Annotated in this window: 15 protein-coding genes; 5 read left to right on the top strand and 10 right to left on the bottom strand. The window is 66.5% G+C overall.

Going from position 1 to position 18,791, the window contains the following annotated elements; all coding sequences use genetic code 11:
- Positions 1–123 precede the first annotated feature (123 nt).
- The 3 genes from ABZ321_RS26020 to ABZ321_RS26010 all read right to left on the bottom strand — a co-directional run bounded on the left by ABZ321_RS26020 (position 124) and on the right by ABZ321_RS26010 (position 2,881).
- Positions 124–291 carry a hypothetical protein gene (locus ABZ321_RS26020; protein ID WP_354895582.1) on the bottom strand — a complete coding sequence of 56 codons (168 nt, stop codon included), beginning with the start codon at positions 289–291 and terminating at the stop codon, positions 124–126.
- Positions 292–301: 10 nt separating this feature from the next.
- Positions 302–586 carry a hypothetical protein gene (locus tag ABZ321_RS26015; RefSeq protein ID WP_354895579.1) on the bottom strand — a complete coding sequence of 95 codons (285 nt, stop codon included), beginning with the start codon at positions 584–586 and terminating at the stop codon, positions 302–304.
- 237 nt (positions 587–823) lie between these two features.
- Positions 824–2,881 (bottom strand): hypothetical protein, encoded by a 2,058-nt coding sequence (locus ABZ321_RS26010; protein WP_354895576.1) that lies wholly within the window; start codon positions 2,879–2,881, stop codon positions 824–826.
- A gap of 402 nt (positions 2,882–3,283) precedes the next feature.
- On the opposite strand from ABZ321_RS26010, the gene ABZ321_RS26005 reads away from it, so the two are divergent.
- The 5 genes from ABZ321_RS26005 to ABZ321_RS25985 all read left to right on the top strand — a co-directional run bounded on the left by ABZ321_RS26005 (position 3,284) and on the right by ABZ321_RS25985 (position 6,347).
- Positions 3,284–3,592, top strand: a complete 309-nt coding sequence (locus ABZ321_RS26005; RefSeq protein ID WP_354895573.1) for a hypothetical protein — start codon at positions 3,284–3,286, stop codon at positions 3,590–3,592.
- A 154-nt stretch (positions 3,593–3,746) separates the two neighbouring features.
- Entirely contained in the window at positions 3,747–4,805 is a 1,059-nt protein-coding gene (locus ABZ321_RS26000; protein ID WP_354895599.1) for a hypothetical protein, read from the top strand.
- A gap of 370 nt (positions 4,806–5,175) precedes the next feature.
- Positions 5,176–5,457 (top strand): DUF4190 domain-containing protein, encoded by a 282-nt coding sequence (locus ABZ321_RS25995; RefSeq protein ID WP_344511206.1) that lies wholly within the window; start codon positions 5,176–5,178, stop codon positions 5,455–5,457.
- 24 nt (positions 5,458–5,481) lie between these two features.
- Positions 5,482–5,613, top strand: a complete 132-nt coding sequence (locus ABZ321_RS25990) for a hypothetical protein (RefSeq protein ID WP_354895570.1) — start codon at positions 5,482–5,484, stop codon at positions 5,611–5,613.
- A 464-nt stretch (positions 5,614–6,077) separates the two neighbouring features.
- Positions 6,078–6,347: a hypothetical protein gene (locus ABZ321_RS25985; RefSeq protein WP_354895567.1), complete on the top strand. Its 270-nt coding sequence runs from the start codon at positions 6,078–6,080 to the stop codon at positions 6,345–6,347.
- 678 nt (positions 6,348–7,025) lie between these two features.
- Here the strand turns inward: ABZ321_RS25985 and ABZ321_RS25980 are convergent.
- The 7 genes from ABZ321_RS25980 to ABZ321_RS25950 form a co-directional block, all read right to left on the bottom strand.
- Positions 7,026–7,271 (bottom strand): hypothetical protein, encoded by a 246-nt coding sequence (locus tag ABZ321_RS25980; protein ID WP_354895564.1) that lies wholly within the window; start codon positions 7,269–7,271, stop codon positions 7,026–7,028.
- Positions 7,272–7,513: 242 nt separating this feature from the next.
- Positions 7,514–8,815 carry a hypothetical protein gene (locus tag ABZ321_RS25975; protein ID WP_354895562.1) on the bottom strand — a complete coding sequence of 434 codons (1,302 nt, stop codon included), beginning with the start codon at positions 8,813–8,815 and terminating at the stop codon, positions 7,514–7,516.
- A 690-nt stretch (positions 8,816–9,505) separates the two neighbouring features.
- A complete protein-coding gene (locus tag ABZ321_RS25970; protein ID WP_354895559.1) occupies positions 9,506–10,378 on the bottom strand; it encodes a DUF2637 domain-containing protein in 873 nt (290 codons plus the stop codon).
- On the bottom strand, positions 10,375–13,152 hold the full coding sequence (locus ABZ321_RS25965) for a BTAD domain-containing putative transcriptional regulator (protein WP_354895556.1): 2,778 nt from the start codon (positions 13,150–13,152) through the stop codon (positions 10,375–10,377). The genes ABZ321_RS25970 and ABZ321_RS25965 overlap by 4 nt, the downstream gene beginning before the upstream one ends.
- Before the next feature lie 212 nt (positions 13,153–13,364).
- Complete coding sequence (locus ABZ321_RS25960; RefSeq protein WP_354895553.1) at positions 13,365–14,354, bottom strand: hypothetical protein; 990 nt, start codon at positions 14,352–14,354, stop codon at positions 13,365–13,367.
- Positions 14,355–14,613: 259 nt separating this feature from the next.
- Positions 14,614–16,848: a hypothetical protein gene (locus ABZ321_RS25955; protein ID WP_354895550.1), complete on the bottom strand. Its 2,235-nt coding sequence runs from the start codon at positions 16,846–16,848 to the stop codon at positions 14,614–14,616.
- Positions 16,845–18,593, bottom strand: a complete 1,749-nt coding sequence (locus ABZ321_RS25950) for a hypothetical protein (protein WP_354895547.1) — start codon at positions 18,591–18,593, stop codon at positions 16,845–16,847. The genes ABZ321_RS25955 and ABZ321_RS25950 overlap by 4 nt, the downstream gene beginning before the upstream one ends.
- Positions 18,594–18,791 lie beyond the last annotated feature (198 nt).

Genomic DNA, 18,791 nt, shown 5'->3' with positions numbered 1-18,791 from the left:
GGGGGGGGGGGGGGGGCCCCCCCCGCCGCGCGGGTTGCGCCGCGGGGCCTCCCTTCACCCCCGGCCCCCCCCCCGCCGCCCCCCGCCGGCGGGGGCCCCACTTCGGCGTCGGGTTCCTGATCCTTACTCGTCCTCGTTGTCCGTCCGGGCCGCCGGCACCGGCGGCACCTCGATCAGGTAACGCAACGCACCGTTGACGTCGGTGTTGCGGGTGGTCGCAGTGCTGGCAAGCACCTCGTACACGTCCGCGTCGACCTCGATCGTGCGCCTACCGCCTGCCGGGTTGGTCATCTCGTCACTCCTACGGTCGTGGCCGGTCACGTGCCCGGGTCAGCACGTCCCGGTCGATCCACCCAGACCTCCACGCCGCGATCAAGGCCGCACCGGGCAGCAGCCCGCCACCACACAGCACACTACGTAACCACCCACGACCGGGAGCGGTCCAGCTGAGTTCGTTCGCCAGACCGGAAGCCGGATGTTCCACTTCGACGCCACCTTGCTGGCCCACCCCGCGCGAAATGCTCATGAGATCGAGAACGAGCACCATTTTGTTGAGCACGGCCTGCAGCGGCGTCGAGGTCAACACGGGCAATCCAGTCACTCTGCGTAGACCCCCCGTGGTGAGGAGGGCCGGTTCGGTGCGCACTTCTGTTTGATATGCAGGTGATCGTGAGGCTCCTCATTCGGGGCACGCAGTGCCTCGATCACGCCGAAAGCCTAGGTATGCCCGTTGGCTCGACAATTCGAAGCTGTGAATTCATCAGTTATGCGGCTACGGGTGGGCCCCTACAAAATTAGAAAGTTGACCTGGCGCCTTCACGTATTACTGCCCTGCCGGAAGACTGTTATACGCCTCGGCCAGCCGGTCCCGGAGGCGTGAATGACGAAATTGAAAAACCGGACCGGATGAGCGGAGCACGCCACGCCGATGTGCGTCTGCAAGGAATCGCATCATCCGGGCGGGACCTTGTCCGCGCGAACATATCTGAATGAACGCCAAACGCGCTTCCCATGTTCGAACATATGTGAGGGATATCGCGATTCCTGCTGCGATCGCGGCGGTCATGCCCGTCTCGAATCCGCGGACCAACCCGTAGACCAGGCCGAATGAAACACCAGTGAGCACCCCAAGGGCGACACCAAATGCAGTACCAACCACAAATCCGGTATCCCTATCACGACGCCAACCAGTCATGGGATCCACCGGACTGCCGACGTCAGCATACGGCGCAGCCGTTAGGATCGATACCGCTGTCGAAAATTGAAAAGCGAGAGCGACCCCCACACCAAGCACTACACCCAGAGTGGGCCCGCCCGCAAGTCCGAAAGCAATGCCGGCCACAGTGCCATACCCGACGCTAGTTACAATCCCTATCAGGTTAATGTTCCTACTGCCAGGAGAGCCGAGTGCTCGCCAGCGTAACGGGGCCAGTTTGACCGGACGATCCTCCGGCCGCCACTCGGCGAATGCGCCAACGATGGTGCCGGCAATTAGTCCACCGACCGCCGAATAGGCCGCGAACTGCAATCCGAACGTTATCCATCCGACCGCCGTGAAAACGAGCGCTGCGAGCAGACCGTTCGCAATAGCCCGAAATGCCGGTGGTTTCCACGTCGGCATCCTCCACCACGCCAGGTCGTGCGTGTTAGCCGCGCTCATTTGGGATGCGATATATCCAAGCCACCTAGCGGCTTGGACCTCAGTGTACGGTGGCGCCAAGGGCCCCGGCCTAGGCCGGTATGCCGCAGGAATTACTCGGTCGAGCAAGAACTCCTCTACCTCAGCACTCGTCGTGAATAGTCCAGGGCCTAGCAGTTCAGCATCGGCATCGGCATGAAAAGTATCGCGAACCAACGAAAGGGTGAGCGGCTTGTTGAGTGCCTCTGCAACCGCTGGATCGGCGCCGGTCTTGATCTGCTCGACCAGTTTCCGCCAAGGCTCTGGGGGTGGCTGCACTCGGCAACGCGCCAGATATTCAGATGCATCGTCTCGAGTTATTGGCTGTAACTGCAAGGCTGCCGCTCCAGCGAGGTGCTCTCGCCTGGCAGCGGCAATCAACTGCTCGTCTCGGCTCAGTACGATTAGTCGGCAACGCGCTTGTCCGTTTAGGCCTGCCAGAATTTTCGGTTGAAGATCAACAGACGCTTCGTCAAAGCCGTCCAGCATAATGGCGACACGTCCGCGCCGAACTAAGTGTTCGGCTGCATTAGCCCCATACTCGGCCGCCCTGAGAAAACGGTAGGAGTTCATTATCTGATCCGCGACCCAAGTCTCAAACGGGACATCTATTGGATTCCAAGTAGTGCAACTTAGAAGAATCGGCACGGGCGTCGCATCTCTCTCCTCGTTCACGAGCCCACGTCGATGCTTCAAAGCATCATTGATTAGCATGGTGGCCGCAGCGCTTTTCCCGGTGCCCGGACCGCCGATGATAAATAGCCGACCAGAGTCCAGACCTGCGTAGATCGCGAAGAGGTCCTGAACTCGTCCTTCAAGCAGTTGGGTTTGAGAAACGGAAGTCATGCCTGCCAGCGGCGGAAAGCGGACGGCGCCGCCGGTGCTCACCGCGTCGGACGCTGGACCGGCGACCGCTTGCGCTGCCCATCGCCAGCGCACCGTCACTGGTGTCGGATGAATGAGACCACGCTCTAACGCTGCCCTCTCCCATTGCTGGCCAACCGCGTCGGCCAGTGCATCTGCAGCATGATCTAGTTCATTCAGAACCGGTGGACGGTCTTCGAGTCGCTTCGTGACACTTTCGACTGCAACTAGGCCAACTAGCGTTACTAATGCGCCACCTGCTATCAGTTCTATCAAGTCATTTTCGCCCTTGACCAGCAGAACGTTACCTGCGATCCCGCCGGTCAACACGGTCAGCACGACGCCAACCCGCAAGATCGATCGAAGCACAGTGCGGCTATTCACGACTGTCACCATCCGGCCCTACGTTGACTTGACATCGATCTAGCGGTTCTCAACTTCACGGTCGGGTCCATCATCGTTCCGCCTAGAGCCTGGAGGACTAATCAAGTGAGTCGATCCGCCCTGCGGTCGGGTCTCTGCGGCTGGCCAGAAGTGCTATGGGTAATCATCCAAACCGTCAATACGCAGACTTCCTGGTCGCGAGCTCGCATCGGAGGCACGCCCAGCGGAGCCCGCTCATGCCGCTGGGCATGCTTGGTCGCATGCCTGAGGGGACCGCAGACGTCCTACGCGTCAAATGCAGCATGTTCGGCCGACTCGCCGATTGTCCCGCCGACGTTGCGCCGCGAAACTCACAGCATGTCTCTGGAGGACGAGTTCGAGGCCGCGTGTAGTGAAGCAATCGACGTATGTAACAAGCTTTCGCCGCCCTATCATCCGACCGCGTGGCAGGCGATGATCAAGAGTTACGGTGCGGTAGAGGCTGCTCGGCGGCTCGTCGTCAGCGGCGACATCCAGACAGGGTTCGAACGACTGGTGCGTGCCGGGCGTCCCGAGCTAACCATCGAGTATGCGATGACCGACCCATACTGGCGGCCGCTATTCGGTCCGCAGCATCGGGAAGCCGCGCAGTGGCGACTCGACCGGGCGAACGTCGCACGACGGTAGGCCTGTTCGGTCATCTTTCGCCGCTCGGTGTGAACCCCTGGCGGTTGATCACGTGTGCGGATCTGCCGCGATGCGCTCGCTACAGACAGTGACGTCGTCAAGGTCGAGCCGGTGACCTTGGCGCGCGGACATGCCGATGAGCGCTCACGTGATCATGCTCGCCACTCTGCTGATGTGCGTGCGTTCGATCAAAGTCAGCGGTGACGACTTCTATCCTGCGCAGATGCACCCGCGCCTGATCAACCAGGTCCAGCTGCCCAGCATGCGGCGCGTCACGCCGGCCTCGGGCCTGGGCTGGGTGGTCACCGAGCCCGCCACCATGACCGTCAGCCTGTTCGACCACGACCTGCGGCCACTGGCTCGGACCGCGGTTCCGCTCGACGATCCGCAGATGGAGGCCAGCGCCACGCACCAACTCCTCGCGGTCGGCGACCAGCACGAAATCGCAGTCCTGGACCACGCCGGGACGCTCCGCTGGCGACGCACCTGGGACCGAGTCGCTGGCAAGGCTCCGGATCGTCAGGTCAGCTTTCACCTGGACGGCAATGACATCCTGTGGATCCGCTTGGCCGACACCCGGGAACTGATGGCCGTGTACGCCCCGACCGGCGACGAGATCCATCGTGTGGCAGTGCCCGGGCCGGAGGCGGCCTGGTTCCTGCACCGCCCTACGGACGCCTGGACCGGCCTGGCCCTGCTCCAACCGGATCCCTCACCCGGCGCTTTGATCAGCCTGACCGATGGGCGCATCGCTGTGCGAGCACTCGGCGGCCGCGACCTCGCCGGTTTCAACCCGGCCGGGGACCGTTACCTCACCATGGCCCTTGACGGCTTCCTGTCCGTCCGTGACATCGACACCGAGGTAATTCTCGTGAACCGGCACCTCGACGATATAGCGGATATGCCGCCCGACCTCGCTGGCTGGCGCTTCACGGACTGGGCTGTGTTCGTTACCGACGAGCTGATACTGATCTCCGTCGTCAGCACCGACCTGCCCGATGACACTGAGGAACACCTGCTGCTTTCGGCGCGGAGCCTCAGATGCCGTTCCCGGCTCCGTTACCCGGGGCTGCACGCTCCCGGCTCGATCTACGGCGCCGAGCGACAAGGCCGATGGCTCACTCGCCATCACCACGACAACGTGCTTCGGCTATGGCACCTCACCAACCCCCTTGACGACGAGCCGTTGCCGGGCCAGATCGCCCTCCTCTGACAGTCCACGTGGGTGCGGGCCAGGACGCGCACACAGGTCGACCACAACCACGTGCACGCCCTTGCCGATCGAGTGCGGTGACCTATCGGGACGCCTTGATCAGGTGCGCGGACATGCCGCAATGCGCTCGCTATAGACAGTGACATCGTCACGGTCGAGCCGGTGACCTTGGCGCGCACTCATAGCCGAATTGAGGATGTGCCGTGCACCGGCCGCAGCTGGAGTGGTCGACGTCGCGGATGATCCCAGCCGTCCTCGGGTTGGCTGAAGATGCTATGCCTTACCGAAAGAACGATGTCCTGGTGATCAAAGGGTTGCGATACTGCTCGGGCCATGATGGTGTGATCGTCCTGTGGGAGCTGACGGGCAAATGACCGAACCACCGAAGTTCCAGTACGTCCCGCTTCCGCCCGTGAACACGTACGCCATCCTCGCTGCTGTGTTCGCCTTCGTCGTCTTCCCACCTCTAGGGATCTACTTCGGGCGTAAGGCCAAGGAGCAGATCGCGCAGAGCGGAGAACGCGGGATCGAACTGGCCAACGTGGGTGTCATTGCTGGCTGGATCCTGAGCGTGCTCTACGGATTGTTCATGATCGTGTGGTGCAGCGTGGTCGGCATCGCGGTCTTGGGCGGATTCAACGGAGCGAACTGAGCGGCGAGCATCCGGCAGCGTAGGTTGTGGCTGCCGTTTTGGACGGTGTGGCCGCCGCTGCTGTTCGTGCTCGTACCGCTGTGGCTGTTCCTCGCCGCCCTGGGCGGCTTCAGCTGGCTCGGCGTCCGCGCCCGTCCGGCACCGACCAGCGGCTGAGCCGAGCGCCGGAGGTCTCCAGCCTGCTCTATCGCTTGCTGTTCGTAGACCATCGTCCAGCGCTCTGCCACGTACGACAGCGTAGAGATCCTCAATGCAACGCGGCGCACGCTCATGTGGCTTCGTCGGTGACTTCGGGACCCGTTTGTCGGTGAGCGTGGGTCCCACGAGCCAGCGGTCGATTCTTGTGTTCGTGAGTTCGGGGCCCACTCATGGGGCCGGCAAGAGAATCACACATGCGAGCCAACGCCGCGCGGGCCACCGGATGTGTAGCTGAGTCTCACCCGGGGATGCGTGGTACGGAGCGTAGCGGCCGCGCACAGGCTGCGGCAGATGCGGACACCGGGAAGCCCCTACGCGCGTTTTATCAGACGCATTTCCAGGATCGAGTGGACCTTGGGGAGTCTTGCCGACCGACTTTGGTTCGCCTCTGCGAACGGAGAACTGAGGTGCCGAGGCGTTCAGTGATCGCCATCGGCTCGGCTTCTTCCGCCGCGAGCGATCCGGTCGAGCGAAGCGGCTGGCGTAGTTGCGGCATTCTGAGCCTCATCTCGGACAACCCAGCACATACGGCCACTTGGCAGCATGACCTCTCGCGGCAGCTCATCCGGGGTAAGGGCGAGCACGAACGCGGCATCGGCATCACTGAGTTCGAGGTGGGCCACATGGACAGCGTAGTTGAGTTCCGGCAGCTCCGGCAGTTGCACCCGTACGGCTCCGCTACCCCACGGTAGTCCACCGCCGACTGTCACCGGCGATCAACGTCGGGCCCGCCGTCCCGGTCGCGCCCGGACGTTCGCGCCGACGCCGTCAGGCGTCCGGGCCAGCGCGTCTCCGGTCCGGATGCATGGGGCCGTGGACTCGACGTTCTTTGCCCATACGCAGATCGAGCAGAGCCGCGGGGTGCCTCTGCATTGTTCTGCAACGTCGAATTTTTTGTGAGACCCCGCCTCCCGGCTCGCTTCTGCTACTCAGCGTGGCCGCGAACATGGTCGGCGGAAATCAACATCCGACTCGCCGTAATGCTCGCGGCCTGCAGCAGGATGCTGCCCGGTGGGTCCCGAACTTGTGTACAACGATCAGGGAAACGCGATGCCTGTGGGCCCAGAAGTCATGCACATCTGGGCCCAGTTCTAGGCTCTGGCGCAATCTCCGTGAATGGTCGCTGCGATCACGCTGCCGCCGTCGAGGGCGGCGCTGTTCGTGCGCGGTCCGCCTCTCGGCCCTCAGACGGTCGTTGGTGGCCTGCGGCCTGGTTTCACGGAATGTGCGCCAGAGCCCAGTTCTAACGAATGAAGCCACTCATGCCGCTGGTTGCGCGCTGCGGCACGGCGACCATCATCACGCCACGTACGCCGCCTTGCGGCACGCCCTATGGTGCTGCCGCGCTCTCGCGCCGATGGCCAAGCGTTTCAGCTGCTGGTCCTGCTGCGCCGTTCGCGGTGGAACGTCACGAAGGTGACGGGCACGACGGCAGCCAGAGCGATGAACGCCGCCGCGAATAGGGCCACCGACGCTGGTGGCCACGATTCCAGTTCCCGGCCGCCCTGCTCGGCCTGTTCGACCAAGGCGCCGATAACCATCAACCCGCCACAGCACAGCAGACCGGACAGGAAGAGCCCTGAGCCAAGCACGAACACCCACTTGCGTGGCGCCATGACGCCGGCCCCTCTCAGCTCTGGCGTTCACAGTGACGGCAGATCCTCGCACGACGGCGACGCCATGCCAACATCAGGTAGGCGGTCCTGTGGCTGACAACGGTCCGAGATCTCCACGAGGCCGCCGTACGGCTGCGTGAAGCGCTCCAGCCAGCGTGATCGGCGCACGCGCCGGTGCACGCACATGCCGCGAGCCGGGCGCTGCGTGGCGTCACGGCTGGTCGGTGCGCCCGGCCGGTCGGTCAGGTCGTCGAGTGCAGAGTCAGTGCTTCGTGGTAGTCGTTGAGGGCGTCGGGGTAGTGGTGTCCGGCGGTGAGGATCATCGCCCGGTCGGTCAGAGCGTGGATGAGCGACGGCCCGCCGGTTGCAGTGGTTTGGGTGTGTAGGCGGCGGGCGATGTCGACGCTGTCGTTGAAGGCGGGTAGGGCTGGTTCGAGGAAGCGGTGGCCGTGGCGCCACAGCCAGTACGCGCCGGTGCGGATGGCCAGCCGGCGTCGCAGCGCGGCGAGTTCGGGCAGGCGGTGTTCGCGGCGGGCCGTGTCGCGTAGGGTGTCGGGTCGGTCGGAGGCGGGGGCCTCGCGCCGGGCGATCCCGGATTCGTCGAAGTAGCGCTCCCGCAGGTCGGGCGACCATTGGCTGGGGTCGACGCCGAACGCGGGTCGGGGCTGGCCGGCTGTGTGCGGCTCGGCGTTGCTGGCCTGAACGGCCAGTAGCACGCCGGCGTAGGAGTACCGATACCCACTCCAGTTCTTGGGTTCTCCGGTGGCGGCCAGCCGGTGGAGCAGGTCGAGTGCCTCGTGGCGGGCTGCGTCGGCGTCGTCGGCGCGGCCCGCGCGGTCGAGGAGCAGTACGTGCCAGATCAGGGTGTGGAAAACGCCGCTGAGAGAGGTCCTGCCTGCGGCCAGTTTGGCCCGGTCCTCGTCGAGGATCGCACCCAGTGTCGTGACCGCGGCGTCTGTGTTGCCGGCAGCGTCCAGTTCGGCGGTCAGGCTCAGCCGATCCCAGGTGCAGGCGCCCCAGGCGTCCTCCCGCAGGGTGACGTCGAGGAGTTCGGTGAGGGCGGCCGCCGCGTCGGCGTGCCGGCCTTCCTCGGCGAGCCCGTGGGCCCAGTAACGGAGTCCCCATTCGACCCAGCCGCGTTCCCCGGCCGCGAACGCCAGGCGGTTCGCCGTGGCCATTTCTTCGCGGACCGCGAGTCCTTCAGCGCGGCGGCCGAGTTCATACAGGGTGTGCTGGTACGAGTCGAGAGTCTGCACGACAAGTTCGCCGCGTCGCGGCTCGTCGCGTTGCACGCTTCGGGCGGCGGCGGCTGCCTCCTCCAGCAACGCCAGCCGGGTCTGCGGCGAGGCATGGTGGCCGGACTGGTAGCTGAGGCTCAGCAGCGCCTTTGCCAGGTGAGCCTGGTAGGCGTGGTGGTTGGCCCGGGTCAAAATCCGGTACGCCTTGACCTTTTCGTAGGGACTCGGCCCGCGCGATCCGATCAGGATCGTGCGTGCCCACGTCTCGAGTTCGTAGCCCACGGTGTCTTGGCCGCCAACGGTCATCCGTTCTCCTTCCGCCCTGGTGGCTCGGCGAGTTTAGGCGGAAGAAACCGCAGGTCAACAGGCCTGTATGACCGAATGACCGGTGACGATGTCCGCGGTATGCTGTTGATGGCACTAACCTCGGCGCGTCACCGGGTAACCGCAGTGGATGCCGTCGCGCGGGACGCGCCAGCCACGTTCGTCGACCGGCTCGGCATCATGGACCGCGAGGAGTGCAGCGGGCCCTTCAAGTACGTCATCGCGCTCGACGGCCTACTCAGGCACGGCCTACCTCGAAGTGGACACGTTGCGCTCGCCGCGGGCGGGCCGTCCTTGCCGCCGGGAGCGTCCAACAGGCACCACCGTGGATCGCCGAGCAGCTGTCCGGTAGGTAACACGAACCTGCGTCTGCCGCCGACGGAGCGTTGGCAGACCACTGTCGATCGACGTACCGTGGCTCGACAACGGCGGTGATCTTGGTTCCGCTCATGCCGCGGATAACGCTCGCGAGCGTGAGAACAACACGGATGCGATCACCGAGAGTGATGACGATCCGGCGCACGCTCGACGTCGGTGGGCCCAGTTAGGGCGTCCTGGTGGGGCCACCGAACTCCGTTAGTGCCAGGTAGGCCGCCACAGCAACTCCCGATTGGCCCAGTAAGGTAGTTCTGGTGGAGCCAACTTCCTCCCGTCACAAACCATCACAGCTGGTCACATCGACGCCTTGGGGCGTGGTTCGTCGACGGGTCCAGTCTCAGCTTTGAGAGCTGCCAGCAACTCTGACACCCGGTCGTTGCGGATGGACGTGCCGTTACGCCGTAGCCGGCGGGCGAGGGCGTCCCGACTTACCGTCGCGCCCTCATCCACGAGTTCATTGCGAGCGGCTCGGGCGGCAGGAAGGAGCAGAGCGAGGTCCGGGGCGGGATCCGCATTCCTGTCTTGCATCGACACACCGCCATCACGGCGTTCCTCATCGTCTCGGTGCGGTCCGCTGCGTTGCGATCTGTCGTACCTGTTGCGCTCGTTGCACCGGTGAGCGCTGGCTTCCTCGTCATCGGGTGTTGCCTCGCTGGGCGTCTCGAAAGCGATGGCGAACTGCGCTGTTGCAGGCGATGTCGGGTCGTGCGCGCTTTCCAATGCATGGTCAGTGGCATCGGCAGCAGCGGCCACCTCCTGGGGCGACGCGGCGTCGAGGCGTTCGCGGATCTGGTTGGCGACGTCGAACAGCGACACCGACAGCACGACGATGAGGCCGTCTACGCTGACGGGCAGCAGGTAGGGCACTTCGCCGTGTTCGTAGCGGGCGACGACTCCGACCATGTGCCAGTAGCTCGTCCATGCGGCGATGCCGGCGATGGCGGCGGTGGCGATGATGCGGAGCCCGGCACGTAGCGTGCTGCGGATCGGGACGCGCATCATGACCTCGATCGCGACGAACAGGGCGATCGGTGACCATGCTGCGACGCCTTGCGCGATCGGATCAGCTTCTGCGTGCAGGATGTTCGTTGCCATGCTGATCAGTAGTGCGAAGCCGAGGGCGGCGCGCAGTATCCACTGCATCCGGCGCAGCCGGTCCAGGTTCATGGTCGAGCTCCGGCGGGCGTGGGGCGCAGCTGTCGTTCAGCGAGTCGGCGGGTGGTGTCGGATGGTTCGGCGTCTCCGAGTTCGGCGAGTACTGCCTCGAGGCGTCGTAGGGTGCGGCGGACGGCGTCGGGTCGGTGGTGGCGGCCGTGGATGCGCATGATGCGCTGGTAGAGCTCTTCGTTGACCGGGTCGAGTCGAGCCGCGGTTTCGAGGGCGGCGATGGCGGCGTCGGGTTGGTCTGGCTCGAGGAGTTCGGCGATGCGGGCGTAGACGCTGAGGATCTGGTGTCGGTGTGTTGTTGCGTAGTCGGTGATCCAGGCTCGGTCCTGGTTCTCGGCGAAGTCGCCGGCGTAGAGGTCGGCGGCCTCGTGCAGTGCGGTCAGTGCTGTGGGGTCATCGGCGGCCGTGTTCGCGCGGCCGATCGCCGCGAGCATCCGCCACAGGTCGACATCGACGAGGTTGGGGTCGATTCGGTATCGGTGGCTGGCCGGGTCGTGTTCGATGAACATCGCTGTGGTGTTGCCGGTTGCGGCGCGGAGGACCCGGCGGGTGGTGTTGATGTCGGTGCGGACCCGTTTGATGGCGGCGGCCGGGTCGATGTCTGGGTGTAGGTCGGCGGTGATTTGGTCGAGGGTTCGGCCGTGCGGGTAGGCGGCGAGGAGGGCGAGTACGGCGTATGACCCGGTGCGCATGCCGGTGGTGATTGGTCCGGCGTCGGTCGTTAGCGTGACCGGTCCTAGGACTGTGAGCCGGACTGGCGTAGGGCTGTCGGTTGTCGAGGTCGGTAGGTCGGGGACCGGGTGGAGGTCCGCGGCTGGCATCTTGTCGTGTGGCTTGGCGTTCGTGAACTCGCCGATGTCGGTGCCGGCCTCGGGGCGGGCGGCAGCGTCGGCGATCATCGTGAGGAGCGATCGGAGGTCGGCGTCGGTGAGTGTTGCCAGGCGCCCGCCGAGAAGGACTTTCGAGTCGGTGTGGGCGACAGTTCCGGCGCCGGTGACGGTGACGGTGGGAAGCCCGTCGAGGTTGCCGAGCACGACGATGTGGAGTTGGAGCGCCGCGCTCTGGGCTGCGACCGCGGCGACGCGACCCGTGTAGCGGCTGTCGGCCTCGATGAGCAGTATGCATGGTGGCTGGGATTCGGCGTGGTCGGTGCGGGAGTTGAAGTCGGTGATCGACTCGGCGTTGTATGTGTCGAGTAGGCGTCGCCGGCCGATCAGTTCCTCTTCGGCGCGGGTGACGGCGGCGGTGGTGTCGGCCAGGACGAGGAGGCGTTCCCCGTCGTACGTGGTGCCGAGCGGGTCAAGGCCGGTCACCTCGGGACCGTCGGGGAACAGCCGGGCGAGGAGGCCGGGCGTGGTGATGATGACGGGTCGCTCGGCCGGGTTGCCGAGGATGGTGGCAAGGGTGCTGCCGAGTACGGCGCGGGCGACCGCGACGGCTCCCGGACCGTTCAATGCAAGTCCGCAGTGCGGCAGGGTGAATAGGCTGATCTCGGTTCCGGCGGCGTTGACTCCGATGGACGCTACCGCTGCTGGACCGGACCGGGCTTCGTCGTTGTGTGTCTTCGGCGCACGGTTCAGGGTGCCGTCACGGCAGCCAGAGTCGGCGATCGCGAGCCCGGCAGGCACCGGCGTTCGCGTCGGTCCGGTCTGGACGGGGATCGGCGTGTGAAGGCGGGCATGGCGGCGGCGCTGCAGGCGCAGCAAGCCGGCGATGGCGGCGATGGTCGCAGCGAGGCTGAGGCTGATCCAGCCCTGTGAAGGAAGCCGGACACCTGGGTGTTGATCGTCGTGCCGTTCGGTGTCGTGGTCGGTGGCGACGGAGTCGGCGGTGGATGTTGCGGTAGCTGTGCCACTCGGGGGTGCGGGGCTTGTTGTGTCGCTGGGCTTTGTGGCAGCCGTGTCCGATGGTCCGGGGGTGGCCGGTGCGGTCTCGGCTGGGGCGTTGGTGTTTGTCGGGTCGGCCGGTTCCGCCTCCGACGCGGCGGGCGTCGCCGCAGCCGTGGTGGGCAGGGTGAGCGTCCAGCCGATGTGTAGTTCGTTCGGGTTGGTCAGGGCGTAGCCGTTGGCTTGGACGCGACCTTTGTTGGCGTTGAACAGTTCAGGCCAGCGGTGCGAGTCGCCGAGCTGCTGTTTTGCGATGTTCCAGAGGCAGTCGCCGGACCGGACGGTGACGGTTCGCGGCGGAGGTGAGGTAGCTTGGGGTGTCGCCGACACGGTCGAGGCGAGTGTGGGCAATGCGGTCACAGCGTTCGGGGCAACCGGTGTTAGCGGCGTCGCCGTCGGGTTGGCGGCATGTGTGAAGACGGTTACCGGCGATGGTGCGGCAGCAGCGGCGGGGTCCGTTGTCGTGACTGCGGCGATCACCGAACTGGCGAGCGCTGTGACAACAGCTCGTAGGGGTGCGGGCAGCAGCTGAGGTCGACGTGAGCTGCGGGTCAGCGCTGCGGCGATGTCTGCGATGGTGGCGATGACGAGCCAGGTCCACAGCAACCAGCCGGCGGCTACGGCGGCCAGGAGCAGGACCTGCGGGCTCAGTGGCCGGGTGACCGCGGTCGCGGCGTCGAATGCCTCGCACAGCGCGCGTTGCACGATGAGGAGCGCGACGGGCAGGCCAATGAGCACCGCGAGCAGGCCGGCTGCACCAGCGACCGCGGCGGTGATGCGCCTCGCGTACACCCTGTCGAGGTTCGATCGAGTACGCCATGGGTGGCGCCGCTGAAGGCGACGGTGGTGATGAATGGGAAGAAGGCGACGGTGACTGTCTGGCGCCATGGTGGTTGCTCCTGATGATGGCCGCCGATGAATGGCGATGACGCTACTGCGCATCAGGGCCGCAGCGACTGCTGTGCGGAGTCACACGGCGTCACACCGATCACAGCGGTAACACCGCAGGTCAGGTGGCTGTGTCCCGCTCGTTGTTGTCGGTGTCTGGCGCTGTCGTGGTCGGGTGGATCTGGTGGCGCGGCGTTGGAGTGTGCCGGCCGTTAGGCCGCGATCCATTCGGTCTTGCCGTCGACGTCGCGGAGGAAACCGTCGACGTTGAGGTCGTAGGTGGCGTCGACGGTGTTCCAGTCGCGGGGTTCGAGGATGGACAGCGTCCACTGGTAGTGGATGGTGACCTTGCCAGGCGTGAGGGTGGTGACGGTGACGACGCCGTCGGCGCGGGTGTCGAGCCGGATGGTGGGGTACCGCTGCACGGTCCAGCGTGGCTCGGTGGTGATCGTGTACGGGGTGAGGTGCACCATCGGGCAGGTGTGCAGGTTGGGTGAGGTCACGTCGGTGTCGGGTTTGAAGACGCGCTGCGCTGCGCAGGCGTTGATGCGGTGGCGGAGCTGTTGCTCGACGTTGGTGGTGAGGGCCGGTTTGAGTGTGGCAGGCAGGTCGATGGTGACTGGGGTGTCGGAGACGACGGCGGTGGCTTCGGCGGGTTCGTAGAGTGCGTTGCCGGGTCTGGTGGCGGTGTAGCGGCCGGGCGGCGCCCAGAACGTCCATGGCTCGTCGGGGTTCGCTTTGTCGAGTTCGGCGGCGGCGAGGGTGACGGTGGCGATTGCGGGTTTGGGCATGGTGATGGTCGAGCCTGGCAGGTCGGAGATGGACCAGAAGCCGCTGAAGAGGCCGGTGCGCTTGTACCGCACGGTGACGGTGTCGGTCAGGTGTTGCCCGGCGACGTCGTAGGAGATCTCGAGGTACCGCTGCTTCGCCCCGGACCTGGACGATGACGGTGTCTGCGAGATGTCGCTGTCGATGCGCAGGCGCTCCGGTGGCTGGTAGCTGGTCCGCAGCGCCGCCGGCTGGCACAGCGGGTTCATCGAGCAGGGTGCGGCGGCGGGGAGCCGGCTGGTGTCGCGGGCGGTCAGCTGGCTGAAGAAGTCGCGGACGAGTTCCTGCGGGCCGGGTCCGGACGTGTTGAGGAAAGCGATGACGGCGACAACGCCGATGACGACCGCGACGACGAGGGCTCCGGCCTGCAGCACGCGGCGCCGGGTCCGTGCGGCGGGCCCCCGTGACGGTGCGACAGCGGGCGGGCGTTGCGTGTCGGGCAGTCGGGGAAGCCGGACGCGCTGACCGGGCCGGATCTGCGCAGCGCGTGGCGTGCCGAAGGCGACCAGCACGGTGGGAGTCGCGTTGTTGGTGGCCGAGGCTCCGTCTCCGTGGGCGGACGCGGTGGACAGATCGGCGGTGTGCTCTTGGCCGGGGGGTGCCGCGTGTTGTTGCTGGTCAGGGGTCTGCATGCTAGTTCCTCGTGGATGCGGACGGACCGTGTCGTGCCGCCTGCGCCGGGCGCGGTGTGTCGAGCGGGTGCACGGTCGTCGGGTCCTGCGTGAGGTGATGCGCGGCGAGGTGTTCGGTGTAGCTGGCGGCGGCGCAGCGCATTGCGGTGCTGTCGCCGGCGGCTGCGTACAGGGTCATCAGCCTGCGGTGGACGGCCTCGTTCGTCGGGGACACGTGCAGCGCCTGCCGCAGGAGCTGGATTGCCGTCGACGGGTCGGGCTCGGTTTCGGCCAGGTGGGTGAGCACGTCGATCTGATGGCGGGTGACGTGCTCCCGGACGGCGGCAAGCCACTCGTAGTCCCAGCCCTGCGCCAGTTCACCGGACGCATCGGCGCGGCAGAGGCCAGCGACTTCGGTGAGCAGCTGGTGGCGGTGGACCGCATCGATGGTGGCTGCCGCCGCATTCAGCAGGGCTTGGAGTCGCCAGAGGTCAACCTGGACGGTGCTGGTGTCGAGGCGGTACCACGCCCCGGTGGGGTCGCCGCGTCGCTGGCGCTGCAGGAGCACGGGAACGTGGGCGGCGTCGTGCAGGGTGCGGCGGAGCTCGGACATGGTGGTCTGGAAGCTGCGGTGCGCCGCGCGGCTGGGGATATCCGGCCAAACCGACTCTTTCAGCTCCGCCGCGCTCAGCCCGGTGCGGTGCACGGCGAGCAGTACAAGCATCTGTTGGCCGGCGGACCGGCGGATCTGCACCGGGCTGTGGCTGCCATCCGGGTGCGGCATCAGGATCGCAGGGACACCGAGGACGCGGACCAGGAGCCGCCGCGGCTGAACGGCTTCCTCCGGCGGGGGCTCTGGCCACGACAGCAGGTGCGACCCACCGGCAGGTATGCCTGTCGGGTGGCTACTCGAGGTGCCTGCTGACCAGGTGCCGGGCACGGCGTGGCTGCTGTGCTGTTGATCGGAGGGCTGGACAGGGCCGTCGATTGGAGCATCGAGGTTCCCGACGATGGGTGTTGTGACGCCGAGTGCGCCGAGCAACGTGCGTGCCGTGGGCAGGTTCAGCACGGGCAGCCGGCCGAAGACCGGCGTAGGCCCAGCTACCGCGTGTAGTCGACCGTCGCTAGCCACATGCCACGTGGGCAGACTTGCCGCCGTGCCGATCATAACGGTCCGGACTGTGGCATCGTCACCTGCTGCCGGGCGCCTTGGTTGGACCGGCACGCTCGCCGTTGCCGCGTCGGCAAGGACGACGATCGTGGTTGCTCCTGAACCCTTGGGTGCTGACGAGGCCGGCCGCCACGCGTCGTCGGCGACGACCTGAACTGGTCCGGAATCATTGGCCTCGGTGTCGGCGCCGAGCAGCGCCCGCCACAGGCGTTCTGACACCAGCACCTCCGTGCTGGCGGTCTGCCCGATGGTGACAGCGATCAGGAGGCCACGTGCGGCGTCGTCAGCGCCCGGCCCGACGAGAGCGACGCCGGCGGGCGGCAGCACCTCCTCGACCGACCACACCCTCACCGCGTCCGGTTCCAGCACGTCGACGTCGTCCGAGGCCGTTGCAGCGTAGTTGGCGTCGGCCTCCATCGCTGAGCGGGTCAGCCGGGCGATGCGGTCCACCGCGGGCGACAACGGTGCCAGGTCCTCATCGTGGCGACGCCACCTGCCAGGAGGTTGCGGCAGGTACTGGCGACGCCGCTGCGCCCACACGAGCGTTGCCGCCGCGGTGATGGCAGCGGCAACCGGCACCGGCAGCCACCCACCCGGCACCTCCACACCCATAACCGCCAACACCGAGCGGGCCGCGGCACCCTCGCCGGCCGCCGGGACAACGCCTCCTGCGTCACGAGGTCCGTGAACGGCCTGTGGCGCGACTGCAGCGGTTGAGGCGCGCACATCATGACCTGCCGGACCTGCAGTGCCACCGCCCCGGGCCGCCTCGACCGCCAGCAGGACCCCGCTGACCAGTGCGGTCACTGCGGCATGCAGCGGCACCGGAAGTCGAGGAGCCCGCCCAACACGCCGGACGGTGTCAACGGCATCGAGCACGACCATCCACAGCAGGGCCAGCCACAGCAACCACCCCGCGGTGACGACCGCCGCCACCGCGCCGCCCTCCGACAGCGGATCCACGACAACCTGCCGCCCATCCCACTGCGCCGCCCGCTGCACCATCACCAGCCCCGCCGGCAACCCGGCGAGCACGAGCAGCAACCCGAGCCCAGAGACGACGCTGCGGAACAGCCGACCGATCACCAGCCGCCCCCTGCGCCGTGAGACGGCAAGCCCGAACCAGAACCGTCGTTCGCCCAACCAGGCTGGCCTACATTGCTCGGGTGTGGTTGCTCAGCCGGCTCCGGCGGCGGGGTGAGCAGCTTCGGCCGTAGCAGCAGCCACGCTGTCCGGGCTGCCCACCAACCAGCGACAGCGAGCGAGAACCCGACGGCGACCGTCCCAGTGATCCGCCAGACCAGCGTCCCAGCGACCAGCAGCGCCAATGGCACCGCCACCAGCAGGCGGTGCAGGACTCGGCGTACGACGAGCAGGCCCACCGCCGCGCCGATACACGCCCCGCCCAGCCGCCCGACAGGGCCGATGATCTCCACGCCGGTCGTCGGGAACCACTGCTCCAACTGCCAAGCGAGCAGATTCAACACCAACGGGCTGCCGTGCTCATCGAACGACACCAGCAACGCACCTGCGCCGGCCAACATCGTCACCGCTGGCGGAAACCGCAGCCACGTCAACCACGACCCGCCAGGCGGTTCCGGCCGACGCCACACCACCAACGCAAGGATCATCACGACCACCGCAGTCGGCAGGACCGGCAACACCGACCACCGCAGCAACGGCCCCACATCCAGATCGAAGTATCCGGCCGCGATCATCGCGAACACCGCTGCCACCAGCAGCCCACCCGCCGCGCCACCCACCAACGCCAGCGCGAGCAGCCGATGCCGCACCCAGCCGACCAAGGCCGTGCCACCACCTCCAGCCTCTCCAGCACCACCACGCAATGCGGTCGTCACCGCCAACCCGCCCACCACCGCTACCATCCCGAGCTGCGCAGCCACCGCGAGCCCACCCCACGCGGCAAGCACCATCCCCCGGTCAAACACCTTCTCCCGCAGCCCGTACCGCTCACCACCAGCAAGGACCTGCCAGAACAGCACCACCGACCACACCACCGGCACCATCGCGGCCATCAAGTCCAACCAGCCAACCTCCGGCGCCGCATCCACCACAGGCGCCGACGTCGGCGCCTGCACCGCCCCCAACACCACCGCCAGATCAGCCTCCGCCACCACCTTCGGCGCCACACCCGTCGCCCGCGCGAGATCCTCAGCAACCTGCGGGCTGTCCGCTACCGAGCCGACCGCGCACACCAACCCGAGCGACCCCAAGGGCAACTGCGCACCAACAACAGCACGAACAGCGACATCACCCACGGACACGCCAGCTCCAATGACGCCATGAGCATCAAGAACGTCGGCTCCCGGACCAGCCATCCCAGCGGCCACCGTCGAGGAATCCACACTGGACAGGCCCTCGAAGCCGGTCTCGGTCCGGCGTAGCACCGTTGCGGTGCAGTCGTCCTGCCCAACCTGACACACCAGAACCGAAGCGCCCGCCGGCAACTGGACACCACCAGCGAGCAGATGCCAGCCCACCGCCACTGGCGCGGTTACCAGCTTCCCGACACCCAGCCCAGCGCGCTGACACGCATCACGCAATGCCGCCGCGCGCCGGGAACTCCATCCAGCCGGAACCGCAAGCGTCACCACATCGACATCGCCACCAACAGCCTGCCGCGCTGCCGACGCAACCTGCCGAAACAACGCCACCACCGCAGATTCATTCGGTTGCGGCTGGGTGCCTTCCTTGCCGCGGCCCGAACCCTCACCTCGCACCCGCGTCCGCGCCGCCGCGGCCGCGGCCAAGCCAGCATCGGCCAGCGCGCTGGTGTCGAGCCAGCCGATCCCAGCCAACGGAAGCACCATCGCAGTGCCATCCGGCCAAGCAACCGCAGCCCGCAACCGAGATGGCCCGAAGTCCAGCCCAAGCCGGACCTTATCGCCAATCGACACATTGGAATTCTTAGCTGTATTTGTCAACCGAAGGTGACCTGGACGTCACATACAGCCGAAGATGAGTAGCTGTGGCTCGGTCTTTGAGTACTCCACCGCACCCAGGGCGCC

The sequence above is a fragment of the Dactylosporangium sp. NPDC006015 genome (assembly GCF_040614215.1).
In the GTDB taxonomy this organism is placed as follows: domain Bacteria; phylum Actinomycetota; class Actinomycetes; order Mycobacteriales; family Micromonosporaceae; genus Dactylosporangium; species Dactylosporangium maewongense.
This window is presented reverse-complemented; position numbering and strand designations above follow the sequence as displayed.